We start from the raw sequence: 16008 nt of genomic DNA, 5'->3' as shown, positions 1-16008 counted from the left end.
CCACGCAGGCCCCTACTCCCCGGCGCCCTGCCCTGCTCTGCCCGACTGCGTCGCCCTTGGACGCATGGCTGCGGCTGGAAGACCTGTGCTGGCGCTTGCGCAGTGCGGGCATTCGGGTCAGCGCCGTCGGACGCACCCTGCTTGTGGAGGGCCTGCGGTACGCGCAGTTGCCCGCAGACCTTCGCAATGCGCTCCTGGACACCGACACCTACGCCTGGGCCATGGACGGCTCGCAGGGCGCCGTGGTCTGTACGCTGGACTATGTGGGGGCGGACCTCGTGCTCACCTTGCCGTCCGAGGCGACCGTGCGCAGTTGGCCAGAAGCTGAAGCCGTTCTGCAGCTGCGTGCCGCGTTTGCGATCGCCTTGGTGCGCCGGAGCCTGCAGTGACTCGCTCCCAAAAGCATCACGGGGCCCGCCAGCGCGGCAAGCGAAAGCCCAGCCGCGGCGCCTGGTGGTCTTCTTCAGAGTCAATCACGCTGCTCCCCCGAAAGACGCCACAAGGCCATCTCGTTCTGGACGTGCCGCTGGCCAAGCTCGGCCATCTCGGCACCGTCGGCGTGAGGCTATGGGTTCGCGCGAGTCCGGAGCAGCTCGTGCTGTCCGGCAGGCCCACCAGTCCCAATCCAGGCCAACGCCGCACCACGGTGCGATTGCGCCGGAGCAGTCGGCCGGTTCGCCTGGGATTGGCGCCCTCTGTGCGCGCGCTGTGGCGACGTAATCGAGGCTTGCAGAGCCGTCTGGACGAGATCGCTTGCCAAGATCAGGAGCAATGACATGCCACACCACGAGGGTGCGCCCCTTGATCCGGCAGCTCAGAGCGAGGCTGCCCAGGGGTTTGAGCTTCTGCGAGGTTTCCTGGAACAAGTGGCCGATGCAGAGCGCGTGGATCCAGTGGCCTCGCGCCTGGCCCGCATCGCATTGGTCTTTGCGCCAGACGAGGAGGCCTTGAGCTGTCGCCTGGCCGACGCCGACGCGCTTCAACTCAACGTGTACCTGCGGGGCCTGGACTGGGGCTGCAGCGTTCTGGACGGTGCTCAGTTCAATCTGTGCCGCAATGAGCGGCTGGCCGCGCTGGGGCAGGAGATCTATGCGCGTGTGCTGCCCCGTGACGACTTGCCACGCTTGCCCTTGTTGCCTGCGGCTGGGCGGCTATGGCGCGCGCAATGCCTGGGAGTCGATGCCCTGAGCTCAAGCAGTCAGGCAGGACCGAATCACCAACTCCCCATCCGAGGCGACGCAAGCGGGCGACTGCGCGCGCTGCGTCAGGGGCGCAAGCTGCTCTACGTGCTGGCAGCCAATCCCTGTCGCATGCCCGGCGCCAACCAATGGCGCGCCGCCGCACTGGAGTTGCTGGGACGCTATCCCGAGCGCTCTACCTGGACCCGCGCGCACCTGTGGTCCCTCTCTGATGTGAGACTCTGGGAGGTCCATCGAGCAGTGGAGGACCTGCGCTTCATGATGGATGCGGCGCTGGCCGGCTTGATGATCGTGAGCCCGAGAACCCGCCGGGTCATTCGACGCACGCTTCGGCACTGGCCAGCGGCCGAGCAGCTTGCGCATGAAGCACAGCGCCAGGGCCTGGCTCACACCTGGCTGGCGCGCTGGATCGGTCCCACGCCTCTGCTTCGGCAGCACCCGCGAGTTCAGCCTGCGCGCCAAAAGTCTTGGCGGGTCACGTTGGCGTTTGCGCGGCGGCATCCTGGGAGTCTGTTTGTGGCCGCGCGCGCGGGCGAACTCGTGTTCATCAAGCTGCGCAACAGGGGGTCAGGTTGCGGGGTTTGGCTGGTAAGCGCAGAGCCGGATGGCGAGGCCTATTGAGCATGTACAGGATTTCCTTGAAGCCGACGCGTCAAGGAGCGTGGAGGGCTTTTCTGCCGCGGAAGAGATATTCGCAATGCATGCGCCAAGTGAGCTGCCAGTCCCACCGACGCACGGCGCCGCTGCCCACCAGCAGTGGCTCTGGCTAAGAGCCTAAGCTGCCACCTCGTCGTCGAAGTACCCCACGGCAGTCAGGATGTCGTGGTGTCTGCGTGAGCTGATGCCGCCTCGCTGCTCCAGTGCGACGGCATTGACGGTGTCGACTGGACACCAGGCCAGCGGACGCTCGGTGCCGGACCGGAACTCGATCTCCACGGGCAAACCGAGGGTGCCGCCGTAGACCTTCAGATCGTTGGCGATCTGTCCGCTCGCGCGCGGCCGATCTGCAATGTCCTCTTCCCAGCTGGTCACATAGAGGTCATGGGTCGCCTTGTCGACTTCGATCCAAACACCCCAGTTGAAGACCTCGTCGGGCTCCCCCTCCTGTAAAGGAATGGGCAGCAGCGCACGAATGAACCAGCGGGACTCGTCGAGGGTGCACAGATCGGCGCAGTGCCGTGTGCGTGCGTAGCGCTCCGGATAAGACAGCGCATGAACCTCGTCAGGAAGCTTGAATCCCCAGTCTGTAGGCAGTCCGTCGTGCTCTTGGCCGCAGTGGGCGCAGGTGTAGGTCGATGACATGCGCGCCTTATCGCACGCGCCCCCGAGACGGCGGATTGCCGAGCTTGCGGTTACTCGCTCGCCCGGGTGGCGGAGGCGGCGCCTCGGGAAACAGCTCCGTCACCCGAACCCCAAGCGCATCCGCCAACGCGCAGATCATCGTCAAGGTCGGGTTCGCCTTGCCGGTCTCGATGCGGCTCATGTACGTCCTGAACAGTCCGCAGTGCTCGGCCAGGTCCTCCTGCGTCATGTCCACGGCCATGCGCAGCTCGCGGATGCGAGCTCCAAATGCCTGCTGTGGCGAAAGCGCTGAAACGCGGGGTTGTGACTGAGACACCCGCGCAGGGTGTCGAAAGTACACTCATTCATACACACACTAATTCGCACATTGCTCTCCAGGCCATTGCCATCTGGCAGGCCGGGGGCAGGCAGCGCTTTGTTCCGCTCCAGTCTGAACTTGGGGAGTCCATGTCCGGCTTTTTCTCGAAGACCTATCGGGTCAACCCTATCCACGCCGCTGTCGCGGTGGCCTTCGGCGCATCGGTCCTCTTCTCGACACCTGCGGGCGCTGCTGAAGGCACCACGGTGACCACCCGAACCTATGACCTGCCGCGGTGCGACAAGCCAGTCGCCAGCGTGATGGTGGGCAAGCTCGCCTGCAAGGCCGCCGCCTGTCAGCCGCTGCCGCAGACCAACAACCCACTGCTTCAGCTGGCGATGGCTCAACAGCAGGGGCCCAACTTGAGCATGGTGGGCGACGGCATGGCCGCGATGCTGACCACGGCGCTCAAGGAGACGGGCTGCTTTGATTTGCAGGACCGGGAGGCCATGGAGGAAATGGCCAAGGAACTGGCGCTCGTGGGCAAGAAGATGGAGGTCCAGCAGGCGGACTTCATGATCTCGGGTGCGATCACCTCCATCAGCATGGTCACGGAGAAGTCGCGCCTGGGCGGTGGAGTGATTCCGATCGTCGGAATGATCTCGAAAACGACCCAGAACGCCGAGATCGGCGTGGATGTGAAGGTGCTGGACGTCAATCGTGGTCGGGTTGTTGAAGCCAAGACCTTCCAGGCGAATAACCAGACCTCCAGCACCTCGTTCGGTGGTGCGGGCGTTGGGCCCGGTGTCGGGCTGATTGGTTCGATGCAGAGCCTCAAGGGAACCCCCATGGAGGGCATCGTGCGCGATGTGCTGGCCCAGGTGGCTTCGTTCACCGCAGGCAGGATGGTGCAAGCGCGCTCTGCAGCGGCGGCACCGCCTGCATCAGGCCCGACTGCTGTGGCTGCTGGCGAAGCGAGCAGTCCCGCTCAGTAATCAAGGCCTCTTGCCCGCGGGCGGAGCCAGAGCAATCAATCGATAGAAAGCAAGCGCATGACGCGTAGCACTGCTGTACTTCTGAGCGTGGCCATTGGACTTGCAGGGTGTACCGAGCGCAAGGCCGATCAAGACACGGCCTGCCAGGCCAGCGACCTGAAAGCCCCAGACACCTGCAAGCCAGGCCAGAAGGTGGTCTTCCTGCCGAAGACCTTTGGCAACCCGCAGGTGCCGGTTCTATTCGCCGGCATGAACTGCGACCTGAGCTACTCCGTGGTGGTGACCGACGGTGCGGTTACCTGCATCTACCGCCCCGTGAAAACCGCTGTCCCTGAGAAGCAGGGAGGATCACAGGGAAGCAGCAAGCCGGTCGAACAATAAGCAGTGAGATGCTCAACAACAAGAAGGCTTGAGGTCTCCTTGCTGCCAAGCCATGAGCACCTGCGAACGATCCCAATCACGGCGGGGTCTGGCACCTACCGCACTTGGATTGCAGGTACAGCACCCTCCTGTACTTTGAGCTGGCTGGCATCGCCCTGTGAGCTTCACCGACAAGAGGTTCGAAGTCGTGATCGTCGTGGGCTGGCAGTCCGGCAGTCCCACAGGATCATTCCAGTCAGCCCTGGGACCCATCACTGGAACGACTTCGTCACTTGGCGCCTAGGCTAAGCGCTGCGTGACTGTGCTGCTTCACGGCAACTCGTTTTGGCGCTTCGCAAGGTCGTTCGAGATGTGGTCGATGACACCAAAGAAACAGGGTGCGTGCCCACTTGCACACACCCTGCCCAATCGCCGGAAGCAAGCGGCAACTTACACAGCAGCCTCGATACCCACAGCGAGTCCGAAACCGAACTGGCCGTGCTGACGCCGACGCGACAGGTCTCCATCTCCGGCCTCTAGCGCCTGCGCACCGAAAGCCGCCATGGCTTGCACCAGTCCAGCCGCCTGCGCATCGGTGATCACCGTTCCCGGGCTGTCCACAAAGCGGAACTCTTCCACTTTGTACTGGCTACCGAGGTACCAGTCCTTGATGGTCAGCAGCTCGCTCGGTGATCCGGCCAGCCGAACTTCCAACGCGTTGCCGTTGCGCTTGAAGCTCACGTCTGCCGGGGCGACCCCGGTGCCGAACTCCACCACGTCCTTGATGTTCGCGGTGGCGTCGTTCTCGGTGATGGTGTCACTGCCATACCCGCGCCCAAACCGGTAGCGGTCAGCGCCCGCGCCACCCACCAGGCTGTCGTTGCCGGCGCCGCCATCCAGGGTGTCACTGCCATCACCGCCGCTCAGCGTGTTCACGGCAGTGTTGCCCGTCAGCACGTTGTTGCCGGTGTTGCCGGTGGCGTTGATCGCCGAGGTTCCCAGCAGGGTGAGGTTCTCCAGGTTGGTGCCAAGGGTCAGGGTTACCTGGCTCTGAACGGTGTCTGTGCCTTCTCCCGCCAATTCGGTGATCACGTCGTCGGCTTGGTTGACGACGTAGGTGTCGTCGCCCTTGCCGCCCACCAGGGTGTCCTTACCCGCCCCGCCATCCAAGGTGTCATTGCCGTCCAGGCCGCTGAGGCTGTCGGTGCCGCTGGTGCCCGTGAGTCGATTGGCCAGGGCATTGCCGACGCCGGTGCGCCCGGTCGTGCCGGTGAAGCGCAACTCTTCCACGTTGGCAGGCAAGGTGAAGTTCAGGCTGGCTTCGACTGCGTCATTGCCGGCGCCGCTGGCTTCGGTGATCACGTCGGAGGCGTTGTCCAACACATAGGTGTCGTCGCCCATCCCGCCCGCCATCGCGTCGGCGCCCGCCTTGCCGTCGAGACGGTTGTTTCCGCCATTGCCGGTCAATGTGTTCGCGAGCGAATTGCCGATCGCATCGTTGGCGCCGGTGCCGGTCAGCGTGAGCTTCTCCACCTCGGCCGGCAAGGTGTAGCTGATGGAGGCTTCCACCGTGTCCGTGCCGCCACTGGCGGCTTCGGTCACCACGTCACCTGCCGCATCCACGACGTAGGTGTCGTTGCCCGTGCCGCCGACCAGAGTGTCTGCACCGGCGCCGCCGTCCAGTCGGTTGGCACCACTGTTGCCGGTCAAGGTATTGGCGCCTGCATTGCCGGTGGCGTCGATGTTGCCCGTGCCCGTCAACGTGAGCTTCTCAACCTCTGCGGGCAAGGTGTAGCTGACAGCGGCTTCCACTGTGTCAGTGCCTGCCCCTGCGACTTCGGTGATGACGTCGCCAGCGGCATCCACCACATAGCTGTCATCGCCGGCACCTCCTGCCATCGTGTCGGCGCCCGCCTTGCCGTCCAGGCGGTTGTTGGCGCCGTTGCCGGTGAGGACGTTGGACGACGCATTGCCGGTTGCGGTCACGGCACCACTGCCCGTGAGCTTGAGGTTCTCCACTTCGGCGGGCAGGGTGTAAGTCAGCGCCGTCTCCACGGTGTCTGATCCGTTGCCGGTCAGTTCGGTGACTACATCTCCTGCGGCATCGACCACGTAGGTGTCGTCACCGGCTCCACCCAGCATCGTGTCGCTACCCGCGCCGCCGTCGAGTCGGTTGTTGCCGCTGTTGCCGGTGAGGGTATTGGCTGCTGCATTGCCGGTGCCATTCAGGTGTGCCGTGCCGGTCAGGGTCAGCTTCTCCACCTCGACCGGCAAGGTGTAGCTGGCCGAGGCTTCCACCGTGTCCGTGCCACCGCTCGCGGCTTCGGTCACTACGTCGCCGGCTTGGTCCACCCTGTACACATCGTTGCCGGCGCCACCACGCAGCGTGTCAACACCCTGGCCGCCGTCCAGGGTGTCATCACCCGCCGCGCCGTCCAGCAGGTTGTTGCCGGCGTTCCCGACCAACAGGTTGGCCACCGCATTGCCCATGCCCTTCAGATTCGCCGTGCCGGTCAGCAGCAGGTTCTCCAGGTTGGCCGGTAGCGTGTAGTCAAAGCCAACCTCCACGCTGTCCGTCCCGGCTCCGCTGGCTTCGACGATCTGGTCGCCTGCGTCATCCAGTACATAGGTGTCATTGCCAGCCCCACCCTTGAGCGTATCGGTGCCGCCACCGCCAACCAGGCGATTGGCGCCAGCATTGCCGGTCAGGACATTGGGGCCCGCATTGCCAATTCCGCTGATAGGCGCGGAGCCGCTCAGCACCAGGTCTTCCACGTGAGCTGGCAATGAATAGCTGGCAGAGGAGGTCACAAAGTCATAGCCCCCATCCGACAGTTCGACGATCACATCGTCTACGTTGTCCACCAGATACTCGTCGGCCCCTGCTCCGCCACTCATCGTGTCAGCGCCGGCTCCGCCATCCAGGCGGCTTCCACCTTCGAGCAAGTTGTTCAACGCATTGCCGATCAACTGACCGTCGAATGCGTTGGGCAGCACGCCGCGCTCGACGTTGGCTGGCAGCGTCAAGTCGATGGTGCTGACCACCGTGTCGAATCCGCCGCTGGGAGCCTCCACCACCAGATCAAGCGTGTCGTCCACATGGAACTGGTCGTCACCCGCACCGCCGGTCAGCGTATCGGCGCCGCTACCACCGTCCAGTACATCACTTCCCGCTTGGCCGTCGAGCTGGTCATTGCCACCCAAGCCGTTGATGGTGTCATTGCCGGAGGTGCCAACCCAAACATCGGCAGCATTTGTGAGGCCGGGCATCATTTGACTGCCATCGCCGCCAGGGACCCAGCGAGTGCCATCTGCAAAAGCGATCTGGTTGACCAGCGGCTGATTGACGTTGAAGCCCTTCAGCCGAACGCTGCCTTGGCCGTCCTTGAGCTCAAGTACCAGGTCGGACCCGTCAATCCGCGCGAGCACATCTGCCGGCGTAATGCCGGGCTTGAAGTGCAGCTCGTTCTGTACGCCGTCCAGATAGGTGTTCTCAACCTCGTCGTCGCCGTCACCGCGTCCAAACAGGATTCGATTGTTTCCACGACCCATGTTGATGACGTCGTTTCCGATGCCACCGTCAAGGACGTCATTGCCATCAGACCCACTCAAGTAGTCGGCACCAACGCCGCCCTGCAGCGTGTCATCCTCCGAACCGCCCAGCAGCGTGTCATCGCCCGCGTCGCCCATCAGCAGGTCCGCGCCGTAGTCCCCCGACAGCCTGTCCGCACCATCGCCACCCGCTAGGGTGTCTCCGTATGCAGTGCCCACAAGGTTGTCCGCTTCAGGGCTCGAACTCAAGTAGCGCGCCGTGAGCTGAGCGCCCGTCCAGATCGTGCCGTCAGCGAAACGAGCGAATGGCGCCTCTGGGTTCGCAAAGGGGCCCATGTTTGGCCCCCCCCAGTTTAGAAAGAGCTGGTTGAGGCGCAACTCATCAACACCTCCCGGAAGCACAAGGGACAGGTATCCGCCCTGATTGCGGACCTGCACGTCAGCGGGCGCAACCCCGGGCTTGAACTCAATCACCCCTTGCCAGGCGCCAAGGGCGTAGAACCCAGACACATCGTCTCGCCCATCGCCACGACCGAATCGGAGTGCATCGCCACCTTCGCTGAGATTCAGCACATCGATTCCTGCGCCTCCGTCCAAGGTATCGCGCCCTGCGCCGCCGTTGAGCGCGTCGTTACCGCTCCCGCCTAGCAACTCATCGTCGCCTGAGCCCCCTGCCAAGTTGTCATCGCCGCCTGCACCATGAATCCAGTCATTCCCACCGGCCCCGTCGAGGGTGTCGCTGTTGGATGTGCCAAACCAGGTTTCCGCCGACTCTGTACCCGTCATCGCCGCGCCTCCCCAAGGGGTGGTGATGCTGATGACCAAGTCGCCGATCCGCGCTGAGTCCCAACTGCTTCCGTCGGCAAACTCGAATCGCTGAATTGGATTGCCACTGGAGTACAGGGTAGGAAAGTGCCCTTGGACCCGCAACTGATCGCCGCCGCTACCCACCATCAGAACAAGGTCCCCGGTCTCCTCCGTTCGGCGACCCCGTAGGTCTGCAGGGTTGATCCCCGCGCCGAAGCGGATGGTGCTTCGACCGGACAAGTCAGAGATCACGTCGCTGCCATCTCCGAGACTGAATAGATAGAGGTCGTCGCCCGCGCCGCCCTCCATGCTGTCGTTGCCCGTGCCCCCTCTGAAAGTGTCGTTTCCTGCGCCCCCCTTCAAGGTGTCATTGCCAGCTTGGCCTTCAAGCTGCTCCGCCGCTTTGGTTCCTTGCACCCAGTCGTCGCCGGCTGAACCCAGAAGCATCTGGCGCAGCAGGTCGTCCAGGTTCCAACTCGTGCCATTGGAGAAGCGCACTTGCCGAAGTCCAGCGTAGGGATTCACATCCCCGGCGGGCTCAAAGAAGGCGTTCAGGGTGATCGACGCAGCACTCCCGGCAATGCTCAAGCGCAGGTTCTGCGCTGCCGCGTAATCAGAACCAGCGCGGTGGACTCGAACATCGGAGGGCAGCACATCAGCGGCAAACTCGATGGCGGTCGTCACGTTTGCATCGCCGTGCACCGTGTCGTGGCCATCGCCCCGCCCGAAGCGGATGACGTGCGCATCACCCTGCACATACAGCACATCGTCGCCTGCCCCGCCGTACAGCGTGTCAGAGCCCGAATAGGCGGCGATCAGTGTGTCGTTACCGGCCTGACCTTCCAGCAGATCACTACCAGTCAGTCCTGAGAGGAGGTCATTGCCATCCCCTCCAAACAGACTGTCGTTGCCTGATCCGCCATCCAGTTCGTCGTTGCCCAAGCCCCCTAGCAAGGAATCCGCACCGTCCATGCCTCGAATAGTGTCATTGCCACCCAACCCGTCTATCGTGTCGGCGGCTGCGGTGCCGATCAGTTCGTCCGCAGCTTCCGATTCGCCCATGCCGGGAAGCGCGCGCGCGAGCAACTCGGCGGCGGTCCAGACCGTACCGTCCTCGAAGTGCAGAGCCTCAACGCCGGTGCCCGCAAAGTGGCCAGTCACCCGCAGTCGATCCGGCCGGCTAGGTACGCTGATCAGCAGGTCATTGCCCATGCGATTGAGCTGCACCTCCTGCGGGCGAAGTCCATCTTGCATCAAGATGACATCGTCCTCGCCCACCACGTTGGCGGCCTCTTGAATGACGTCCTTGCCGTCACCGAGACCCCAGGAATAGGCGTCCGCGCCCAGCCCCCCCAACATCGTGTCGTCGCCCGCTCCGCCATCGAAGCGATCGACCAAGTTCGTACCCGACAAGTAGTTGGCGGCCTGTGTGCCCACGAGGTCGAAGCCCCGCGCCACCAACTGGGCATGCGTAAGCACTGCCCCGTTGCTGAATACGAATTCGCTCACGCCGCCATGCTTCTGTGCGGCACTTGCGGTGAAGTTGTTGAGGGTGACTCGGCCAGCCTGCAATGGGTTGAAGATGTCAATATCCAGCGAGCTGCCACTCGGGCTCAACACCAAGTCTGTGGGCAGGATGCCCTCTCCGAATACCAGGCGGCTCTTCGGTGCGTCATCCGCATAGTTCCGCCAGTTCGCGACGATGATGTCGTCCCCGTCACCCAGACCGTAGTGGTATGTCGCCCCGCTGTAGTTGCTTTGCATCACGTCGCTTCCGCGCCCACCGCTGAGCACGGCATCGGCACCTCCTGCGAACAAGGTGTCATTGCCGTAGCCGCCCAGCCAAACTTCTTGCGAACTCGTTGTCGAGAGGGGCGCGCTGCTGCTGGCAACTAGAGGCGCGCCTGCTTCGCTTGCAAGCGCAACGGACTGAGAGAGAACTGCTTGAGGCGCGGCACTTACCTCAAAGTGCACAGGTTGTGGTGCCGTTCGGCCGACCAACTCGGCCAGGCTCAGCGTCTCACCACCAGCGTGAATGCTTGCAATGTGGCTCAGGCTGGGGCCAGAAATGAGCAAGCGCTCGCTGCCCGCCATATTCAGCAGCAAACTGCCGTCAGGCAGTTGCTGCGATTGCATGCCGGCTGCCTCTGCGGCCAACACCAGACGGTTTGTGCCCTCGGTGTCTTCAACAAAATCGGCCTGATTTTGCGCATCAACCAAGCTGTCTCCGGTACCGAACAGGTAGGTGTCATTCCCGGCACCACCTTGCAGCACGTCTGCGCCCGCTCCACCCCACAAGGTGTCGCTTCCTGCGCCGCCCGTCAAGACATCGGTCGCGCCGCCGCCGTCAATGACATCTTCGCCCGCTTCGCCCTCCAAATAGTCAGAGTCCGCGCCGCCCTTGATGGTGTCATTACCACCGCCTGCTCGAACCGAGTCCGACCCTGCACCGCCCTCGATCCAGTCGGCCCCATCGCTCAGGTCGGATCCCTCACCGGTACGGAAGTCTCCAAAGAATGCGTCATCGCCGTCGCCGCCCAACAGGGTGTCCGATCCCCCCATACCCACCAGAGTGTCGGAGCCCAGACCGCCATCCAATGAATCATTGCCGTGCAGTGACAGGACCAATTCCTCAACTGGAGAGTCGCCGATCAGCACATCATTGCCTGCGCCGCCTAAGAGGGTGTCCTCGAGGCCACGGCCTTGGAGATAGTCGTCTCCTGCCCCGCCATCCAGGTAGTCGCGGCCCTGCAGTTCAGCGCGCGCGTCCTCGCCGTCACCCCAGAGGCTGTCCTGCCCATCACCGCCATACAAGGTATCGCTATCGGCATCACCCACCAAACGGTCATTGCCAGCTCCGCCGTCAAGTAGGTCTTCGCCGCGCAGCAGAAGCGGATCCAGGTTGGCGAATACCCCCTCGGTGTCCAAGGGGTCGGAGTCTTCCGCGTTCTTGAAGTCTCCCCGCAGATCATCGTCACCGTCGCCGCCAATCAGTGTGTCGCTGCCACCATGTCCGCGCAGCGTGTCATTGCCATTGCCGCCGTCCAGCAGGTCGTCGCCGTGCAACGCGTAGTTGGATCCATGGGCATCCAGCCAAAGATCGCCCCAAATGTTGTCATTGCCCTCGCCCCCCAGGATCAAGTCGTCATCCCACTGGCCGTTGATGCCGTCACCGCCGTCACCACCTAGCACGGTGTCTTGACCGCCTCCGCTCCAGATCAGGTCGCCACCGGCGCCACCATCGATGAAATTACCGAGTCCAAGGGCGTTCAGAACCGGATCCGAATTGGCCTCGTTGGTGGCCTCGTCCGCCAAAGCAACATTCCGGAAGCCAACCCAACCACTTTGGGGGCCTGGATAGTCAGCGGTTACGTAGCGAATCCAGCCGAATCCTTGGTACTGCAGCACGTAGCCATTCGGTACTTGGGGAGTCGTGTTGTCACTCGGTGTCGACAGCACCACTGATCTGGAGCCGTCGATGACATCGTCTCCGTCGGCGCCAATCAGCGTATCAGCCCCCTTGCCACCAAAAATCAGGTCGCTGCCTTCCCCCCCATTGATGTAGTCACCTCCTCCGTGGCCAGCCAACGCGTCATTGCCGCCCCCCCCGACGATGGAGTCAGCTGTACCGCTGAAACCATTGAGCACGTCGGCTGCGCCTGGCTGCGGGTTACCCAACTGGTAGCCCGCGCCGTCACCCGGCACGTAGGCGCTGTCCAGGCCACGGGTTTCGTCGAGCAAGTAGTTGCCCAAGGCTCCCACCAACTTGGCGCGGTCGCCCTCAAAGACGCGATCGATCGCCACCGGGGAACTGGAGGTCTCGAATACCAAACCTAGGTTTCTGTCCTCTCTCCACCCCTGCACCACGATGCTGCCGCGCACACCTGCCTCACTCTTGAAACTGATGTAGACATTGCGCAGGCCATCGGCCCCTCGTGAGCCCAGGGTGTACTGCACCTTTCTATCGGCGCTCAAGAAACTGTCTGCACCGACCTCAGTGCGTCTGCCGCCGGTGAGTTGGCCGAGTCCCCCGACAGTAAGGGTGCCGAGGCCATCGCTATCGATGACAACGTCGTTGCCGATATCGGTCCCTGCAAAAACATAAGCGTCGTTCCCGACACCGCCGATCAGGCGGTCACTCCCCGAACCTCCGTCCAGTCTGTCGTCCCCGGAACCACCCAACAGGGTGTCCTTGCCGTTCCCTTCACCACCCAACAACGTGTCGTTTCCGGCGCCGCCCTCCAGCCAATCTGCACCCGCCGCTCCGTCAAGTCCGTCGGCACCGGCCCCACCGAAGAGCGAGTCGGACAATCCCTGGCCGGTCAGCGAGCGGCCCAGTGCGTCCGCAAACACCACATGGCGCATCTCACCGTGCTGATCAGCCAAGCCCTCATCGAAGGTCCGGCCGCTTGCGTAGTCGTGGAAGTGAATGGCGCCACCCGCGGAAGGGGCTGCAGCATTCGGTTGGTTGTCGCGCTGGTTGTCCTGGTTTCGCTGGACGACAGCGGAGAGCATCTGGCCGCGCGCTTTGCTCCAGGTGCTTGTGAAGTTGAAAAGTTCAGCCGGTGTGGAGGCGGCGCGTTGATAGTCCTCCTCCCAAGCGGCGCGGAGCGAGCCCCAACTCGTACTCAGAAGCCCGTCCAGTGCGGTAGCCCCGTTGTCCGAGGGACTGAAGACAACCGGGCTCAGTGCATAGAGACTGACCATGGCGCTGAAGTCGATGCTGGCCTTCATGTCCTGGCCACTCAACTTGACAGTCACCAGGCCCGCCAACCCGGAGACCATCTGTTCCAGGCCCCGGATGTTGTTCTCGAAAGATTGGCGCAGATCCATCCGGTGCCAGGTGTTGCCGTCCAGAGTGGAGGCCGTCGGCGTGGCCAGTGACGCTGGCCCCTGAAAGACCAGTCGCGTGGCGTCGAGCAATCGTTCCAAGCTATCGCCTTCAGCCGTGCCTTGTTCACCGGCTACCCCGTTGGCCTTGCTGTTGGATCCTGCTTCGAGGAAGGAATTCAGATTGCTCTGCGAGGTGGCAGGAGCGAGCTTGGTGAACAGGGACTGGAGACGCAGCGAATCCGCCATCAGCACGATGCTGTGCGTGTCGCCAAAGTCGTTGAGGTCGTACTGCGTCACCAGCAACCGGACCTCCCCCTCGCGCCACGACACCTTGAGCACATCCCCGACCACCGTGCCGCGCCACAGCGGCTGGTCCTCGATGAACACCGGCGTGGCGCTGCCGTAGTGCCGCTGCGAGTTCGCCACGGCGGAGGGGAAAGGCGCCCCGTACACGTCATGAAAATTCGCCAGGCCCGTGGCGCCTTCGCGGCGGGTGTTGAGCAGCACATCGATGCCCCCAATCGCCCCCTTGAGGCCGGCAAACTCCGTCTTGTCCATGGCGGTCAGCACCGCCAGCTGGTAGTCCAGTTGGATGCCGGCCACATTGGCGCTGCCATTGATGTTGGCGGGCACCAGCCCCTTGCTGTCGGCCAGGGTCGCCACTCGCACCGTCTCGCGCAGCACCGAACTCATGCGCTCCAGCGCAAGGTCCAGGCGCTCCAGTTCGCGGATGTCCTGCCCATAGGGCTGACCCAGGCTGGAAGTGCTCAGCTTCAGCTGGTTGAGCTGGGTCGCCAAGGCGGCGCGGTCGGCTTGGATGGCAGCGTCGGTGTAGCTCTGACCGGCGCGGTACTTCTGGGTCAGTTCGGCGTAGCGGGCCTGCGCGGGCGCCGTCGTGAAACTCGAGGCGTTTTGACCGGGCTCGCGCTGGGTACCGAATACCTGAATGACCTGGCCCAGGTTGTAGCCATCCTTCACCTTGCCCACGCCGGCGCCGTTGAAGGTGTAGACCTGCCCGATCTGCGGCTTGTTCAGCTCGTAGAAGGCGGTGGCCAGATGGCCGCCCAGGCTGTAGCCGGTCACGTCCACCTTGCTGGCACCAATCTGCGGCTGCACGCTGGCCCACCAGGCCTGCATGTCCGCGATCTGCCCGTAGGCCCATCCGCCTTTGGAAATCTCCAGCTGGTTGGTGGCCAGGTTGTCGCGCGCGGCGTCTTCGATGAATTCGGTGGAGCGGAAGGAGACGACGTACTTGCTGCTGGTCAAGCGCTTGCTGGGATCGCTGCCGATGTACTCGAACAGGGTGGCGCTGAAGCCTGTGGCCGTGTTGGGCTGGTGGGAGACGACCTTCCAATCGTTGGCGAATTCTTGGGCTTGCTGGTCCGTCATGCGGGATGAGTGGAGATTGCCTTCGGTGAGCCAAGATTCGTTCCCGATCAACGACCGGGGGACGGCGCCAGCTCCTGGCGCGGCAGCGGTAGCTTCAGGATCAATGCCAAGAAATGCCTCTGCTGCAATCTGCAGCAGCGTATAGGTCTGCAGAACTTGAGGCGAAGTCGGGTCGGTGTTGGTCGTCATGGTCAGTCCCCCTGCTTTGGAATGAGTACTTGGTCAACGAAATAGCGGCTGTCGTGATGGAGGAATTGGTTGGCGTCACTTGGACAAACGGTGCTAGCTCTAGCGTTCGCATGCTGCCAAGGCCAGCGTCCGGTAGTGCTAGCGCCAAAGCCCGGGTCCCACACGAACCGGGTGAGTTGTGCGATCACTTCGCCGGTGTGCTTGTCGATTACTTTCAGCTTTGTCCCAGCAACCCAGAACTCGCGGTCTGAGGCATCGGCAAGATCCTCGAAGTCCAGCGCATACCGGGGCGCAGACTGATGCGAACGCTCACAGAGCATGAAGCGGTCGAAAGACCTTGGATCCGGATCGAGGCTCGCCCTGCACCGCATACGTCCCTGCGAAATTGCGTCCTGGTACTCAACGAACTGATAGCCGCGAGTGGGCGGCAGTTCGAGATAGCTCAAGGACTTTTTTGGATGTGCAAAGCCACCTCGTCGTTCAGGTGCGTTAACAAGTCGAAACTCGCTTGCAAGGAACTGCCACACGTACCGATCACCGGACACCTCACCAGCCATCGCAGCGCCCGGGTACATCGGATCAAAGTACTCCTTCCCGCCCCAAGGAACCGGCTGCCGGATCTTGGTCAGCTCAATGCCCTCCACATCCTTGACCGTGCGGTGAATCACCACCCCGGCGGTCTTGCAGCGCTCCTCGAACAAGGCCTTGGCCTTGGCGTACTTCTGCTGAAAGGCCAACTGCTCGGCATCGGGCGTGGCGGCGCAGGCCCCCAGCAGCAGCAGGCTCCCGAGTGCGGCAGCACAGCGGGTTGCAGCCGCGCGCGAGCGCAACCCTGCAGCGGCCGCAGTCCCGGCGTTCGACCGGGTCCAGCCGCGCTGGGTGCCCGTTGGGCTGCCCGCTCGAAGCCCTGCGCAGCTGGCCTGTTGAGGTGCAGCCAGCAAGCATTGCGGAGTCTTTGCAGAATTCATCTCACGTCCCATTCGGTTTTCTTGAGGATCCATTGGCTGCTGGGTGCCGCCACAGTCGTGTGGCACCACCAGGCAGCGTTCACGGGTCTGAGGGGTGGCTCACGGAGGGCTCACCG

8 protein-coding genes are annotated in these 16008 nt (G+C 63.2%); 4 read left to right on the top strand and 4 right to left on the bottom strand.

Annotated features, from left to right (window positions below; all coding sequences use genetic code 11):
* Positions 1-56: 56 nt before the first annotated feature.
* Positions 57-389, top strand: a complete 333-nt coding sequence (locus I7X39_RS14785) for a hypothetical protein (RefSeq protein WP_198111924.1) — start codon at positions 57-59, stop codon at positions 387-389.
* Positions 390-776: 387 nt separating this feature from the next.
* On the top strand, positions 777-1820 hold the full coding sequence (locus I7X39_RS14780) for a hypothetical protein (RefSeq protein WP_198111923.1): 1044 nt from the start codon (positions 777-779) through the stop codon (positions 1818-1820).
* A 153-nt stretch (positions 1821-1973) separates the two neighbouring features.
* On the opposite strand, the gene I7X39_RS14775 is transcribed toward I7X39_RS14780, so the two are convergent.
* Together I7X39_RS14775 and I7X39_RS14770 are read right to left on the bottom strand one after the other, a co-directional pair.
* Complete coding sequence (locus tag I7X39_RS14775) at positions 1974-2501, bottom strand: DUF2199 domain-containing protein (RefSeq protein WP_198111922.1); 528 nt, start codon at positions 2499-2501, stop codon at positions 1974-1976.
* A gap of 7 nt (positions 2502-2508) precedes the next feature.
* Entirely contained in the window at positions 2509-2817 is a 309-nt protein-coding gene (locus I7X39_RS14770; RefSeq protein WP_310739931.1) for a helix-turn-helix domain-containing protein, read from the bottom strand.
* Between the two features lie 131 nt (positions 2818-2948).
* On the opposite strand from I7X39_RS14770, the gene I7X39_RS14765 reads away from it, so the two are divergent.
* Complete coding sequence (locus I7X39_RS14765; protein ID WP_198111920.1) at positions 2949-3794, top strand: CsgG/HfaB family protein; 846 nt, start codon at positions 2949-2951, stop codon at positions 3792-3794.
* 57 nt (positions 3795-3851) lie between these two features.
* Entirely contained in the window at positions 3852-4175 is a 324-nt protein-coding gene (locus I7X39_RS14760; RefSeq protein ID WP_198111919.1) for a hypothetical protein, read from the top strand.
* Between the two features lie 429 nt (positions 4176-4604).
* Here I7X39_RS14760 and I7X39_RS23700 read toward each other — a convergent pair whose 3' ends face one another.
* The gene (locus I7X39_RS23700; RefSeq protein WP_310739930.1) at positions 4605-14924 is read right to left on the bottom strand and encodes a calcium-binding protein; all 10320 of its coding nucleotides are present in this window, start codon (positions 14922-14924) and stop codon (positions 4605-4607) included.
* Between the two features lie 2 nt (positions 14925-14926).
* Positions 14927-15892 (bottom strand): hypothetical protein, encoded by a 966-nt coding sequence (locus I7X39_RS14660; protein ID WP_198111918.1) that lies wholly within the window; start codon positions 15890-15892, stop codon positions 14927-14929.
* Positions 15893-16008: the final 116 nt, after the last annotated feature.

The organism is Inhella proteolytica, assembly GCF_016093275.1.
Classification (GTDB): Bacteria; Pseudomonadota; Gammaproteobacteria; order Burkholderiales; family Burkholderiaceae_C; genus Inhella; species Inhella proteolytica.
This window is presented reverse-complemented; position numbering and strand designations above follow the sequence as displayed.